This is a genomic window from Pedobacter cryoconitis (genome assembly GCF_014200595.1).
GTDB lineage: Bacteria > Bacteroidota > Bacteroidia > Sphingobacteriales > Sphingobacteriaceae > Pedobacter > Pedobacter cryoconitis_C.
Genome location: NZ_JACHCG010000001.1, coordinates 2,224,354 through 2,238,652, shown reverse-complemented (window position 1 = coordinate 2,238,652; position 14,299 = coordinate 2,224,354). Strand labels below are relative to the sequence as shown.

General features: G+C 40.2%; 12 protein-coding genes. 7 read left to right on the top strand and 5 right to left on the bottom strand.

Translation table 11 applies throughout. From position 1 onward, the window contains the following. Nucleotides 1–38: 38 nt before the first annotated feature. From HDE70_RS09325 to HDE70_RS09305, 5 genes are all read right to left on the bottom strand, one after another. Nucleotides 39–1,451 carry an amidohydrolase family protein gene (locus tag HDE70_RS09325; RefSeq protein WP_183889550.1) on the bottom strand — a complete coding sequence of 471 codons (1,413 nt, stop codon included), beginning with the start codon at nucleotides 1,449–1,451 and terminating at the stop codon, nucleotides 39–41. Between the two features lie 13 nt (nucleotides 1,452–1,464). Continuing rightward, nucleotides 1,465–2,151: an ankyrin repeat domain-containing protein gene (locus HDE70_RS09320; RefSeq protein ID WP_260160219.1), complete on the bottom strand. Its 687-nt coding sequence runs from the start codon at nucleotides 2,149–2,151 to the stop codon at nucleotides 1,465–1,467. A gap of 59 nt (nucleotides 2,152–2,210) precedes the next feature. Further along, a complete protein-coding gene (locus HDE70_RS09315) occupies nucleotides 2,211–3,053 on the bottom strand; it encodes a helix-turn-helix domain-containing protein (protein ID WP_183889548.1) in 843 nt (280 codons plus the stop codon). A gap of 78 nt (nucleotides 3,054–3,131) precedes the next feature. Next, nucleotides 3,132–3,839 carry an aquaporin Z gene (gene aqpZ, locus HDE70_RS09310; protein ID WP_183889546.1) on the bottom strand — a complete coding sequence of 236 codons (708 nt, stop codon included), beginning with the start codon at nucleotides 3,837–3,839 and terminating at the stop codon, nucleotides 3,132–3,134. A 138-nt stretch (nucleotides 3,840–3,977) separates the two neighbouring features. Then, nucleotides 3,978–4,436, bottom strand: a complete 459-nt coding sequence (locus HDE70_RS09305) for a GNAT family N-acetyltransferase (RefSeq protein ID WP_260160217.1) — start codon at nucleotides 4,434–4,436, stop codon at nucleotides 3,978–3,980. Between the two features lie 415 nt (nucleotides 4,437–4,851). Between HDE70_RS09305 and map the strand changes: the two genes are divergently transcribed. From map to HDE70_RS09270, 7 genes are all read left to right on the top strand, one after another. Beyond that, nucleotides 4,852–5,652: a type I methionyl aminopeptidase gene (gene map, locus HDE70_RS09300; protein ID WP_183889544.1), complete on the top strand. Its 801-nt coding sequence runs from the start codon at nucleotides 4,852–4,854 to the stop codon at nucleotides 5,650–5,652. A 16-nt stretch (nucleotides 5,653–5,668) separates the two neighbouring features. After that, nucleotides 5,669–6,898 carry an MFS transporter gene (locus HDE70_RS09295; RefSeq protein ID WP_183889542.1) on the top strand — a complete coding sequence of 410 codons (1,230 nt, stop codon included), beginning with the start codon at nucleotides 5,669–5,671 and terminating at the stop codon, nucleotides 6,896–6,898. A 91-nt stretch (nucleotides 6,899–6,989) separates the two neighbouring features. Continuing rightward, nucleotides 6,990–9,584 carry a phosphatidylglycerol lysyltransferase domain-containing protein gene (locus tag HDE70_RS09290; protein ID WP_183867061.1) on the top strand — a complete coding sequence of 865 codons (2,595 nt, stop codon included), beginning with the start codon at nucleotides 6,990–6,992 and terminating at the stop codon, nucleotides 9,582–9,584. 9 nt (nucleotides 9,585–9,593) lie between these two features. Continuing rightward, a complete protein-coding gene (locus HDE70_RS09285; RefSeq protein ID WP_183889540.1) occupies nucleotides 9,594–11,027 on the top strand; it encodes an AcvB/VirJ family lysyl-phosphatidylglycerol hydrolase in 1,434 nt (477 codons plus the stop codon). 4 nt (nucleotides 11,028–11,031) lie between these two features. Then, the gene (locus HDE70_RS09280; RefSeq protein WP_183889538.1) at nucleotides 11,032–12,225 is read left to right on the top strand and encodes an anhydro-N-acetylmuramic acid kinase; all 1,194 of its coding nucleotides are present in this window, start codon (nucleotides 11,032–11,034) and stop codon (nucleotides 12,223–12,225) included. A 107-nt stretch (nucleotides 12,226–12,332) separates the two neighbouring features. Beyond that, the gene (locus HDE70_RS09275; RefSeq protein WP_183889536.1) at nucleotides 12,333–13,613 is read left to right on the top strand and encodes an NAD(P)/FAD-dependent oxidoreductase; all 1,281 of its coding nucleotides are present in this window, start codon (nucleotides 12,333–12,335) and stop codon (nucleotides 13,611–13,613) included. Beyond that, nucleotides 13,610–14,284 (top strand): response regulator transcription factor, encoded by a 675-nt coding sequence (locus HDE70_RS09270; protein ID WP_183889534.1) that lies wholly within the window; start codon nucleotides 13,610–13,612, stop codon nucleotides 14,282–14,284. The genes HDE70_RS09275 and HDE70_RS09270 overlap by 4 nt, the downstream gene beginning before the upstream one ends. Nucleotides 14,285–14,299: the final 15 nt, after the last annotated feature.

Below are 14,299 nucleotides of genomic sequence, written 5' to 3'. Positions count from 1 at the left end.
AGTTAAACTACCTATACTGCTACGTAGAAATACGCTATCTAATTCATAGCTTTAATAGCTTCCAGCATTTGATCTAAATGCTTGCGATCCAGTAACTGCCCCTTTACAATCACTGCATTTATCTTTTGAGTTGCTGTGATATGAATCAATGGATTTTCATCCAGCACTAAAATATCAGCTTTTTTACCAGAACTTATACTTCCATATTGCTTTTGATTAAGAAATTCTGGTGAATTAATTACTGAAGCCTGTAAAGCCTGTAGTGGTGTCAGGCCATATTTGACAAACAATTCCAGCTCCTGATGTAAACCAATTCCCGGATAATCGAAGGAGTTTAAATAACCTGCGTCTGTACCTGCCAGAATTTTCACACCTGCCTTTTGTAAAAGGGGTAAAACGGCTGCCGATTTTTCAAAAACCAGATGCCTGAATTCAATGGCGTCCGGGCCATCTTTCGCTGCTCTTTCTACCCGCCAATTGTATGTTTTACGAAGCCCTTTCCCAATATATTTTAAATAAGGGTCATTTTTATGATCATCCTGATCCAGATAAGCTACTGTACGGCTGATCGAAAGCGTAGGCGTCAAAGACATACCATGTTTAGCCATATTTCTATAGGCTTTAAAAGCCGAAGCCTCATCAAAATCAGCAATAATGCGCTCATTAACAGCTTTCCCTTTCAATACACCAGATGCAATTTCATCAGATATAGCTTTTTCATCCTTAGTTCCTGCCTTTAGTGCATAACCAATATGCTCTACTGCACTTAGCCCGGCGTCAGCTACCTGGGTCATAGTTAAAGAGGAGGGGATATGTGCAGAAACTTTAAAGCCTCTTGCCCTGGCCATTTTAATCGCTTCCAGAAATAAAGCTGGCTTTAATGTATTGTCGGTGATTTTCACAAAGTCGACCTTTAATTTTTGTAAAGAATCTAAGGCCAAATTGATTTCCTGTATAGTACCCACTTCAATATCACCGAGCCAGATAGACTTATAGCCTTCTATTTTTGGCCCTGAAGTAAATATAGCTGGCCCCTGAAGCTTACCTTTTGCGATTTCGTCTCTCCATTGCAAAACGCTGTTACTTAAATCTGCCGAAGCATCTCTGACTGTGGTAATTCCATTTGCAAGAAATAGAGGAAGTAAATTTTTGTTTTCCTGGATCAGTGAATCTCCACCGCCAAAATGCATATGCATATCCCAAAGTCCGGGAATGATAAACTTTCCTGCTGCATTATAACTTTGTTTCACCCGCCAGGAGGTAATCTTTTTCATATCAATCACTGTAATGATACTATCATTGCGGATGATAATCGCTTTGCCTGAACTCAGCTTTCCCGTTTTAACGTCAATGATATTTCCGCCGGTAATCATCAGGTCTGCCTGTATTTTCTGTGCAAAGGCGACGTTCCCAAGAAATAAAGAAACGGTTAGAATAAATAGTCTTTTCATGCTTTGAATAATATTAATGCGCACCAGCTTTTTCTAACAGAGCTATGATAGCTTTGAAATTCTTGTTTTTTGCATGACTTAATGGAGTAACTCCTTCATGATCTGCAAGATTTACATTACAGCCAGCACGAATGAGCATTGCTACGATCTCCACTTGCTTGCTATTTCCATTTGTCAGAATAATTGCTTCAAGCAGTGCTGTCCAGCCCAGTTTATTGACATGATCTACAGGGAAAGACTTATCCTTTAATAATTCAGCAACGACTGCGGTATGTCCTTTTTCGCATGCAGGAATTAATGCTGTGCCATAATACCTGTTAAACACTTTATAATCAGCACCGGCTTTTAATCCCAATTTTAAGATTTCCAGGTAACCAGAAGCTCCGGCGTATAAAAAGGAACTGTTCAGCAGTTTGTCTTGTGCATTGACATCAGCACCAGCCTCAATCAATAACTTAGCCATCTCTATATGGTTGGCATAAGTAGCGGTAATCAATGGCGTTTCACCTTTGTCATTGCGGATTTCAAGATTATTCCGTTCCGCAATCCAGTGTTTTAATGCGCTGACGTCATTTGAAGTGATAATCTTAAAAACTGTTATTTTTTCTTTTTCCATATGCTTTTCCTGGGCACAAGCGCTGAATGCGATGCCACACAGACAAAGCAAAACCGTTAATTGCAACTTATACTGTTTCATCATCCGGCAAACTTAGCAGTTTTGTTTACCAGGATATAGGACAGATTAGTACATCACGGGTACTAATTGTTTATTTTACGAAACTCAACAGGGCTGGATTTTGTGTATTTCCGAAAGAATCTGGAGAAATAAGAAGTGTCATTAAAACCTAGTGTAAAGGCGATCTCTTTGACATCCAGGCTAGTCAGTGTTAACATCCTTTTGGCTTCCAGTAAAATGCGTTCGCGAATTTGATCACCGGCAGTACTTCCTGATCTCTTACGGCATACCTGATTCAGGTAATTAGGTGTAACGTTCAGTATATTAGCATAATATGCTACGTCACTATTGGTATGGTAATGTTTTTCCAGCAGCTGGTGGAAGCGGCTCAGTATGCGGTGATCAGCATGGGGAAGCTCCGTTTTAAAACTTGCCTGGTAAGCACGTTTGAGCAAGAGCAGCACAATTTGTAGTTTATGTTGCAGCAGATCCAGGTAAAAAGCCTGTTGGTCACTGGCTTCCAGTAAAAGACTTTTCAGTTCTATAACTAGCTGATGATAATCATTGTCAGTCAGTACTAAAGAACTTTTTCCTGAAGGTGTGAAAAAAGGGAATTTCTGCTGTACTTGTAAAAGGAAATCAGGAGAGAACATGACCTGGAATCCGGAGGTATCCTTTGACAAATTCCATTGATGTGCCTGGCCGGGAGCTAAAAAGAATACCGTTTTAGGTTTAACTTCATGTTCAAAGAAGTCTATGGTATGCGTACCCGTACCTTTTTCAATCAGCAGTGCCATATAGAAATCGTGCTTATGTGCCTGCGGTATAACCGGCATGCCAATAGGCGTATGGTAAACAATCTTAAAATCTTCTTGTGTATAAGGCAGGTTGAAAATCTTTTCTATGCCAACAGTTGGTAAAAGCATCAATGGTTTTAATAGTAAAGACCCTGTTTCGTCTCGCAATAAACGAAAAAACAGGGTCTTTTTTTATGATTTACAGAACTAATTTTTTTCCAGCAGGAACCGCCATACCACAGCACTCAGTATACTCCCTAAAACAGGTGCTGCAATGAATAACCAAACCTGACTGATTGCCCGGCTGCCTACCAATAATGCAGGGCCGATACTTCTTGCAGGGTTTACAGATACACCCGTTACTTTGATACCAACAATATGAATCAATACTAAACTTAAACCAATTGCAAGACCAGCGAAACCACCGTTTATGTTTTTTGTAGAAGTTGATCCGAAAATCACCATCAGGAAAATAAAGGTAAATACTGTTTCGGCAACAAAGCCAGCAACAAGGCTATAACCAGCAGGGGAGCCCGCCTCGTAACCATTTTGTCCTAAACCACCATCAGCAAGGGAATAACCATCTTTACCAGAAGCAATCAGGTATAAAATTCCTGCACCTGCAATTGCCCCCAGCACCTGTGCAATAATATAGATAACTGCCTCACTTGATTTCATACGTCCGACTACCACCATACCAATAGAAATTGCCGGGTTAATATGGCAACCTGAAATATGTCCGATGGCATAAGCCATAGCGACTACAGATAGCCCAAAAGCGAAGGATATGCCTAGCAAACCGACTCCACTAGTACCATCTGCACCAGCAATTACAGCACTGCCACAGCCCATCAGGACCAGCACCAGTGTACCGAAAAATTCGGCAGAGAATTTTGAAAAAGTAGTTGTTTCCATGAGAGATTGATTAAATTATTATTGATTTTTAAGTGTAAAAACTTATATCCTTATATAATATTAATCATATTTTCCCGGAAACGTACAATTAAATGACAATTAATTGTATCAGATTATAATCTGGTTCCGTATTAATTATCAGGAAGTTACAGGTCTGACCATATCCACATGTACAATATCATCTTCCAGGTATTCTTCTCCATGAACTACAAAACCAAACGACTCGTAAAATGACTTCAGGTAAAGCTGTGCGCCAATTTTAATGGGCTTATTTCCATATAAGCGCTGACAGTTAGCAATAGCCAGAGAGACAAGCTGTCTGCCGAATCCTTTTCCTCTTGCCGCATAGCTGCTTACTATCCTTCCTATAGAAGGTTCAGTAAATGATAATCCTGCGGGTACTATTCTTGCATAAGCCATCAGCTCTTTATTCTGATAAAGCATCAGATGCTGACAAGACAAATCCTTACCATCTGTGTCCAGGAAAACGCAATTTTGTTCTACTACAAATATTTCACTTCTCAATTTTAATATCGCATAAAGCTCTTTTACAGTCAGGGAGTCAAAAGGCTTACATATCTCGGTATATTCCATCATAATCTGTTAAAAAATAAAGGTAAAAAAATCTGGTAAATAACCTGAGAATATGGCGAAACCGGGTTATAAATAAGGTGTTTTTATTTTTGTTTGTTTCCTCATTTAAACATGCTATTTTTGATTCCTGACCCTAACTAATAAATAGTTATGGTAATTTGAACAAACGAAATATTGACATACAGTTTATTAGCAATTTCCGGCCAATATCTGCTCTGCCTCAAATCACCTGATCCTCCTCAGCAAATCGTTTTACTAATTTTAGCAGTCTGCGGACTGTCTCCCGCTGTATTGCTGAAGTATGCAAAGCATAAGGATTATACTGAAAATAAGAGATTTTATGATTATCTTTTATCTGCTGTCAATAGCAAAAGCCTATTCAATATTCTCATCACAAGAAAATTAACCCGCAATCTAAATGATTATACTTAAAACAGAAGAAGAAGTAGAATTGATCCGGATCAGTGCTACCTTAATTAGCTCCACCCTGACTGAAGTCGCTAAGGTTTTAAAGCCAGGGATCACTACGATGGCCCTGGACAAACTTGCAGCTGAATATATTGCGGATCATGGTGCTATTCCATCCTTTCTTAACTATGAAGGCTATCCGCATCATATTTGTACTTCAGTAAATGATGTGGTGGTACATGGTATGCCGAATGACAAGCCGCTGAGTGACGGTGATATTGTTTCTGTAGATATAGGGGTTATTAAAAACGAATTTCATGGAGATCACGCCTATACTTTCATTATAGGAGAAGCAGACCAGGAAGTTATAGACTTGGTGAGGGTAACTAAAGAATGTCTTTATGAAGGCATTAATAATGCTGTGGCAGGCAGTTACTTAACTAATATTTCCAGTGCGATACAACGCCATGCAGAAGGGAATGGTTATGGGGTGGTCAGAGAATTTGTAGGCCATGGTCTGGGCCGTTCAATGCATGAACATCCGCAGGTACCAAACTACGGAAGAAGAAACGAAGGGATACTGATGAAAGAAAATCTTGTGCTTGCGATTGAGCCTATGGTAAATCTGGGTACTAAAGATATCCATATGTCAAAAGATGGCTGGACAGTCAGAACAGCTGATGGTAAACCGTCCGTTCACTTTGAACATGATGTTTGTGTCAAACCTGGGCATGCCATGATCTTATCAAATTATACTTTGATAGAAATTGCAGAGAAAGCAAACAGAAATCTGAATTCATCCTATTATTAGTTATTTTTGCGGTCAGATGGATCGTAAAAATAAGAAGCTGCACCAGGAAGGTGACCCGTTAAAATCAGGTACAATTTTGTTAATGGCCGTTGCTGCGGGTATTACTGTTGCCAATATTTATTACAATCAGCCAATCTTAAAGGAAATGGCAATTTCTTTGAAGGCTACTGATGCAGAAATAGGAAGAGTATCCATGTTTGCACAGCTGGGCTATGGCCTGGGTATGTTTTTCCTGATCCCTCTTGGCGATAAAGTAGACCGGAAAAAACTGATTCTTATTTTGATGCTGAGCCTGGCCGTGATGCTGATCCTGATGGTTGTCGCTAAAGGTGTTGTTTTTGTCTGGCTACTGAGTCTGCTGATCGGGGTATGTTCAGCTCCCGCACAAATTATCCTGCCTATGGCCGCCAGTCTGGACAAGGTAAACCGGGGTAAAACCGTTGGGATTGTTTTTAGCGGAATTCTGGTGGGTATATTGGGCTCCAGGGTAATCAGCGGATTTATCACCGACTGGCTCGGCTGGCGTTACGTTTATGCGATTTCGGCCGTCATGGTCTTAACTATAACTGTGCTTTTAAAACTTTATCTTCCAAATGTAAAGCATAAATTTACAGGTACTTATGTTGAGTTACTTAAATCAACACTCGCTTTAGTCAAAGAACATGAGCTTCTGCGCAGGTCGGCAATTCTGGGTGCATTTACATTTGGTATTTTCTGTTCTTTCTGGACAACCGTAACCTTTTATCTGAGCGGGCCGGCCTTTGGCTTCCACGCAGATACTATAGGGCTTTTCGGTATTGTTGCGATTGGCGGTGCATTAGTAGCTCCTTATTTCGGGAAATTAGCAGACAAAGGGAATACGAAGAAATCGTTAATCATCAGTGTTAGTATGATTATATTCAGCCTGGTACTGCTTAAACTCTTTCCAGTTTCGGTGATCGTGATGATTATCGCCATATTTATACTCGATATTGGGGTACAGGCAACACAGATTACCAATTTCACCAGGATTTATTCCTTAGACGAAAACTCCCACAGCCGTTTAAATACCATTTATATGACTACCTATTTTATTGGGGGAGGAATAGGGACCTTTTTTGGCCTGCTGTGCTGGAAACACGGAGGATGGGCACTTTCTACCTGGCAAATGCTGCTATGGTCATTCATTGCAATCAGCATCGTTATCTTTTCAAAATCAAGGACAAAGAAAAAACAAACTATGGCAGAAAACGTTTTAAGGAATTAGTTTAGGCTAATTAGGCATATTAGATTCTTTAATCAGCAGAAATGTCATACTTTTGCTATCCTGATTACTATTTGAAAAGCGTTACTTATACATGAAATTATCTGCACAATATAACCCGGTCCCTTTTATAAAGGACAATTATAAAATCATTGCGAGTTATATTTTCACGCTGTTTTTTATTGGTTTGGGCATCTGGTTTATTCAACACGAAAAAGCAGAACTCCAGCAAGTAAAACATCTTGTTCTGACCTCTAAATGGGATTGGATCACCTTGGGTATTGCACTCAGTGTCGTTTACATTTTTGTACACGGTATAATGTATAAATATGCCTTTAAAGCAGTAGGAAGTGAAGTTAATTTGCTTGATTCCACCATGTTGTACTTGAAAAGGAACTTTGTCAGTGTATTTCTTCCGGCAGGAGGAGTTTCCTCACTGGCTTTTTTTAGCGGAGACATCGAGAAAAAAGGGGTAACTAAATCTCAGATTAATTTTGCTTCATCCATTTATGGTTTTGTAGGTATACTTTCGGTAGTTGTTATTGCTATCCCGGTATTTATTTATGCGATCTTCAAAGGAAGTATAGGGGCGGGAGAATGGATCGGATTGATTTCCATTTTTGTTTTAATAGGTGGTATATATTTGATTTACAGGTCTATAGCTAATAGTGGTAAGGTTTATCAGTTATTAGTGAAATACATCCCTTCCGTAGAAGTTTTTCTTGCAGAATTCAAAAGCAATAAAATTGAGCGTAACGGCTTTATCTGGACGTTCGTTTACAGTATGCTGATCGAGATCATCGGTGTAGTGCATATCTATATTGCTATGGTAGCACTGAATATTGAACCGTCTATCATTATCGCTACTATCAGTTATGTGGTTGGCGTTGTATTCCTGATTATCTCTCCATTTTTAAGAGGTTTAGGTGCAGTAGAGGCTTCAATGACCTTTATGCTGATCCGTTTAGGCTATTCAGAAGCAGCGGCAGTATCGGTTACTTTCCTTTATCGTTTCATGGAATTCTGGATCCCAATGTTATTAGGTGCTTTAAGCTTCCTGGTTAAAATCAATAAATTACTGATGCGTATCGTACCAGCACTGATGATCCTGGCTTTAGGAATTGTAAATATAGTTTCCGTACTCACACCGGCAATTCACGAAAGATTGGTGTTCTTAAAGAACTTTCTGCCGATCTCAGCTATTGCAGCCTCAAACTATTTTGTACTTGTAGTCGGCTTGTTTTTACTGGTTACTGCTGCATTCATGCTCCGGGGACTTAAAATGGCCTGGTACTTTGCCTTAAGTTTATGTGTATTCTCGCTGTTTGGAAACCTGACCAAGGCTTTTGATTATGAAGAAGCACTTTATTCAGTCATCGTTATTATCGGCCTGATTGCTTCCAGAAAAGAATATTATGTTAAACATAACTCCAGACTTCGCTTTATAGGTATTCAAACGACCTTACTCAGTGTTGTTGCGGTAGTTTTATACGGTACTATTGGTTTTTATTTCCTGGATGCCAAACACTTTAACGTTGATTTCGGGATCCTTCAATCTATAAAATATACTTTAGAGAATTTTGTGCTGATTGATAGTAGTGATCTTATGCCACAGGATGCTTTTGCAAGAGGATTTCTGTATTCTATCAATATTAGTGGATTCTTGTCTGTAGCCTTCTTGGTTTATACTTTGATCCGTCCATATATTATCAAAGACACAACCGATGCAGAAGAATTCGACTGGGCAAGAACTCAATTGGATCAATATGGAAACTCAGCGATGGATTATTTCAAAACCTATCCTGATAAGCTGATTTACCGCTCGCCAGATCTGGAGGGCTTTATTTCTTACCGGATCGCCGGAAACTTTGCCGTAGTGCTGGAATCACCTGTGACGGCTCCTGAAAACTTAAAAGCGTTTATCAAATCATTTGATAAGTATTGCTTTGAAAGCGGCATGAAAAGCTTTTACTACCGTGTAGCTGAAGAAAATGTGGATGCCTTTACCCAAAGTGGTAAAAAGCGTTTATTCTTAGGTCAGGAAGGGGTGGTTAACCTGACTACTTTTACGCTGGATGGAGGAAATAGAAAATCAATCCGTAATGCGCTTAAAAAGGTAGGTGAAAAAGGATACCATAGCAAGATCTACGAAGCACCGGTTAAGGACGGTCTGTTGCAAAAAATAAAATCAGTCTCTGACGAATGGCTGGCAGAAACAGAACGGGAAGAGATTGTTTTCTCTCAGGGAATGTTTGACTGGGAAGAACTGAAAAATCAAACGATCATCACTGTAGAGAATTCGGAAGAAAAGATTGTTGCCTTTTTAAATATCATTCCTGACTATGCTAAAGGGGAAGGTACTTACGATCTGATCAGAAAAACAGCAGATGCACCAAACGGTGTTATTGACTTTATTCTGGTGGAGTTATTTAAACACTTGAAAGAAAAAGGATATACTTCAGTTAATATTGGTTTTGCACCCTTATCAGGCTTGAATGATCCAAAGAACCTTCCTGAACGCTCCTTGAAATTTGCTTATGAGAAGATCAAATCTTTCTCTCATTACAAAGGGCTCAGAGATGCGAAGGATAAATTTTCACCAGTATGGCATAATAAATACCTGATTTATGCACAGGATTATGACCTTATTCAAATTCCGGCAGTATTGTCCAAAGTGATTAAACCTTAAAATGAGCCTATGAAAAGATTGATTCTCGTGATCGCAATGTTATTTTGTTTCGGCAAACCATCGTTTGCGATAAAAGGAGAAGAATCTCTTCGGTATGGTGCCTTTGGTAAAATCACGATTTACCGCCCTGTTCAAAAGCCAACCTCAGTTGTCCTGTTTGTTTCTGGTGACGGAGGCTGGAAAGACGGTGTTATTGATATGGCTCAGGAGCTTACCGCGCAAGGCGCATTGGTGCTGGGTATCGATGCCCGGAATTATCAGAAAGCCTTATCAAAACGTAAAACTGACTGTTATTATCCCGCTGCCGATTTCGAGCAGCTGAGTTTAATGATTCAGAAAAAATACAAATTCAGTAATTATACCAAACCTGTGCTGGTTGGTTATTCTTACGGAGCAACGCTGATTTACGGAATTCTGGCCCAGGCACCTGCCAACACTTTTAAAGGTGCTGTTGCTTTAGGTTTTTGCCCGGATATTGTCGCTAAAAAACCTTTTTGTAAAGGAAGCGGATTAACACAGCACGTGCTTAAACCGGGTGTTTCCTTCTGGCTGGAAAGGACTGAAAAGCTCACTGCTCCCTTTATTGTCCTGAATGGATTTAAAGATGAAGCCTGTCCTTATGCTGCCACCGCCTCTTTTTTGAAAGATATGCCAATGGCAGAACTGATTGAATTGCCAAAAGTGGGACATGGTTTTGCTGTGACCAGTGAATGGGAGCCACAATTCAAAGCCGCTTTTCAAAAAGTAATTAATGCACCATCTTTTGCAGAACGTAAACAAGGGGAAAATAAAGAATTGAAAACGCAGGCGATCAAACTCTATGGAGAAGATTTGCCTTTAACAATTATTCCTGCTGCTAAAAAGGATAACCTTCCTTTGGTGCTGATGATTTCAGGAGATGGCGGATGGACAAGTTTTGATCAGTCACTTGCAGAATCTCTTGCAGAAAGAGGGCTGTCTGTAGTCGGTCTGGATGCACAAAAATATTTCTGGGATGCCCGCACACCTGAGAAAACCACCTCAGATCTGAGCAAGGCCATCCTGCATTATACTGCTCAGTTTAACAAAGAGAAATTTGTATTGGCGGGTTATTCCTTTGGTGCATCAGTTGTTCCTTTTGTTGCCGACCGGTTAGACCCTGCTTTGAAATCACGTCTTTCGGCTGTACTTTCTTTATCGCCGGATGTCACTGCCGACTTTGAAATTCATGTATTGGATATGCTTAGTTTTGGCAGTACTACAGAAACGTATAATGTGCAGGCTGAGATGAAAAAGATCAAAAACGTACCTGTAATCAGTTTTTTTGGAACAGAAGAAGGCGGTGGTATCGCCTCAAAATTTATCAAAGCAGGTTTGAAAACAGAACTGGTTCCGGGTGATCATCATTTTGGTGATAATTTCCAGGGACTATCACTCGATCTTTTAAAAAGCATCCCTCAATAGAAATATGAATGTCCACCTCTCTGATTTAGCCAGAATAGCCGCAGCCCCTTCCAGAATAATTGCCGGATTAATGTCCGGAACCTCTTTGGATGGTTTAGACATTGCTTTATGTGAATTCACCGGATCAGGACTGGAAACTAAAGTCAAGGTGCTGCATTTTATTACAATGCCTTATAGTCAGCAGTTTAAAGAAGAATTGAAAGCGATTTCCTTCAAAACACAGGTAGAATTGCAGAAAGTTACTTTGTTAAATGCAGTTATCGGAAGTTATTCTGCGCAGCTGGTTTTAGAAGCTTTAAAGGAATGGGGATACCCGGCTGCCTCCGTTGATTTGATAGCGAGCCATGGACAGACCATCTTTCATGCACCTGTTTCCCTGCATCAGCTGGACTCTTACCCCAATGCTACACTGCAAATAGGGGATGGCGATCATATTGCCGTACAAACAGGGATAATCACACTGAGCGACTTTAGACAGAAACATGTGGCTGCTGGTGGAGAAGGTGCACCATTGGCCGTTTATGGAGATTACTTATTGCTTTCCAGTCCGGTTGAAAACAGGATATTATTAAATATTGGCGGCATATCGAATTTTACTTATCTGCCCGGAGGCAGAAATCCTGATCTCGTATTTTCTACAGATGTTGGCCCCGGTAATACCTTAATGGATCAATTTGTACAACTCAATTATCCGGGTAAATATTATGATCAGGATGCAGCAATAGCAAAAGCCGGAATTCCGAACCCTGAACTTGTTAAAGCCCTATTAGCTCATCCATTTTTTGAACAACCTTTTCCGCGCACTACAGGGCCTGAATTATTCAATTTGTCTTATCTGGAAAACGCAAAAGAAGCCACCGGACAGCTCATGCTTTCCAAAGAAGATACCTTAGCCTCACTTTGTGAATTTACCGCGATCAGTATCGTTACTGCGATCAAACAGGCTATTGGTGCGCAGCCGTTTAAAGTTTATTTAAGCGGAGGTGGAATGCACAATCCGCTTTTGGTGCAGCAGATCAGCGAAGGATTAGGATTTTCAGTGAATGATACTGCTGATTTAGGGATAGATCCGGATGCTAAAGAAGCAGTGCTTTTTGCGTTACTCGCGAATGAGTGTGTAGCAGGCGGACAAACTGATTTTGGCCATCGCCGTGGAATACCAGGCGTGACTATGGGTAAAATCAGCCTGCCAGCTTAACTATAATAATTTTTACATTCAGGTTTCAAAACATTATTTACTTTTAACTGTCATTAGTCAGAGACTATCACCAGGTGTTCCCGGCGCTGATAGTTAAAATATAAATTATGCAGAAACGAATAGTTATTATAGGCGGAGGGTTTGCAGGCATTAACTTAGCCCTGGAACTTGGAAAAAAGAAACACTATCAAGTTACCCTGGTAGATAAAAACAATTATAATTTCTTCCCACCATTGATTTACCAGGTGGCTACGGCATTTCTGGAACCTTCCAGTATCAGTTATCCGATCCGTAAACTATTCAGAAATAAAAGCAACTTACATTTCAGATTGGGCGAGTTACTTCAGGTAATTCCCGAATCCCGTCAGCTTGTATTGAGCAACGGGACTATTGAATATGATGAACTCGTATTTGCAACTGGTGCAGAGACGAACTATTTTGGGATGGAGAACGTGAAGAAAAACGCCATTCCAATGAAAACACTGAGTGATGCGATACAAATGCGTAATAAGTTACTCACGCATTTCGAAGAAGCTACGATCACCAAAGACAGAGCAGAGATTGCAAAAAGCCTGACTATTGTTATTGCTGGTGGCGGGCCTACAGGAGTGGAGATTTCAGGAATGTTCGCAGAGATGCGCCATAATATCATGCATAAAGATTATCCTGAATTGAAAAATACAGGTGCTCAGATCTACCTTGTTGATGGCGGGGCAGCTTTGCTGAAGCCCATGAGTACAAAATCTCAGGTGAACACTTACGAATCTCTGACTAAATTAGGGGTGAAGATCTTGCTGAACAGCCATGTAAACGATTTCGTGAATGATAAAGTGATCCTTTCTGACGGAACGGAAATTGCCACCAAGAACCTGATCTGGGCAGCGGGTGTCAGTGCAATGAGTTTTAAAGGAATCCCTGCGACGAGTTATGGACGTGGAAAAAGAATGACCGTTGACGGCTTCCATAAAGTACAGGGACTGGAAAATATTTATGCCATTGGTGATACCGCTATGCAATCCGGTGATCCTGGTTATCCGGAAGGTCACCCGCAGGTTGCACAAGTTGCAATTCAGCAGGGTAGAAACCTGGCTTCGAATTTTATCCGTATTGCAGAACAAAAAGTGCCGCGCAGTTTCATTTATAAAGACAGGGGAAGCATGGCAATTATAGGAAGCAATAAGGCAGTAGTAGATTTACCAAAACCAAGGATTCACCTGAACGGATTTATAGCGTGGCTTGCGTGGTTATTTATTCACCTGATGTCATTAATTTCTTACCGTAACAGGTTCAGGACTTTCTACAACTGGACTGTAGCTTACTTTTCCAAAGATCAGTCTTTAAGGATGATTATCAGACCTGTTGATATCCATGAGGAACCTGCACCATGAAAATCCTCTTAGTAGAAGATGAAACAGCCCTGAGGGACAGCATCATTGCATATTTCACTGAAGAAGGGAACATTTGTGAAACAGCAGAGGATTACGCGGCAGCATTAACTAAAATAAATATTTATAATTACGACTGTATTGTGCTTGACCTTACTTTGCCGGATGGCGATGGAATGGAGCTTTTACGCAAGCTGAAGCAAATGCATAAAACAGATGGGGTACTGATTATTTCAGCAAGGCATTCTCTGGATGATAAACTGTCCGGACTTAATTTGGGTGCTGATGATTACCTCGTTAAACCCTTTCATTTGTCTGAGCTAAAAGCAAGAGTATCAGCTATTGTAAGAAGGAAAAGTTTTGATGGAAATAACCTGATTGTTTTCCACGAAATCAATATTGATACCCTGGCCATGCGGACAACAGTAGGCGAAACCAATATCAATCTGACCAAAAAAGAATATGACCTGCTGGTCTATTTTATTGCCAATCAACGGAAAGTAATTACTAAAAGTGCGCTTGCAGAACATCTTTGGGGTGATGAAATTGATCTTTCTGATCACTTTGACTTTATCTATACACATATTAAGAATCTGAGAAAAAAGCTGGTGGAAGCGGGATGTAATGACTACATTAAATCTATGTATGGCGTAGGCTACAAATTTAGCAGCTAATAAGAGTCATATCAA

Excerpts from the sequence above, each read along its gene's own strand:
- HDE70_RS09295 (WP_183889542.1), top strand. The coding sequence starts at position 5,669 with ATGGATCGTAAAAATAAGAAGCTGCACCAGGAAGGTGACCCGTTAAAA.
- HDE70_RS09320 (WP_260160219.1), bottom strand. The coding sequence starts at position 2,151 with ATGATGAAACAGTATAAGTTGCAATTAACGGTTTTGCTTTGTCTGTGT.
- HDE70_RS09280 (WP_183889538.1), top strand. The coding sequence starts at position 11,032 with ATGAATGTCCACCTCTCTGATTTAGCCAGAATAGCCGCAGCCCCTTCC.
- HDE70_RS09290 (WP_183867061.1), top strand. The coding sequence starts at position 6,990 with ATGAAATTATCTGCACAATATAACCCGGTCCCTTTTATAAAGGACAAT.
- HDE70_RS09325 (WP_183889550.1), bottom strand. The coding sequence starts at position 1,451 with ATGAAAAGACTATTTATTCTAACCGTTTCTTTATTTCTTGGGAACGTC.
- HDE70_RS09305 (WP_260160217.1), bottom strand. The coding sequence starts at position 4,436 with ATGATGGAATATACCGAGATATGTAAGCCTTTTGACTCCCTGACTGTA.
- map (WP_183889544.1), top strand. The coding sequence starts at position 4,852 with ATGATTATACTTAAAACAGAAGAAGAAGTAGAATTGATCCGGATCAGT.
- HDE70_RS09275 (WP_183889536.1), top strand. The coding sequence starts at position 12,333 with ATGCAGAAACGAATAGTTATTATAGGCGGAGGGTTTGCAGGCATTAAC.
- HDE70_RS09315 (WP_183889548.1), bottom strand. The coding sequence starts at position 3,053 with ATGCTTTTACCAACTGTTGGCATAGAAAAGATTTTCAACCTGCCTTAT.
- aqpZ (WP_183889546.1), bottom strand. The coding sequence starts at position 3,839 with ATGGAAACAACTACTTTTTCAAAATTCTCTGCCGAATTTTTCGGTACA.
- HDE70_RS09285 (WP_183889540.1), top strand. The coding sequence starts at position 9,594 with ATGAAAAGATTGATTCTCGTGATCGCAATGTTATTTTGTTTCGGCAAA.
- HDE70_RS09270 (WP_183889534.1), top strand. The coding sequence starts at position 13,610 with ATGAAAATCCTCTTAGTAGAAGATGAAACAGCCCTGAGGGACAGCATC.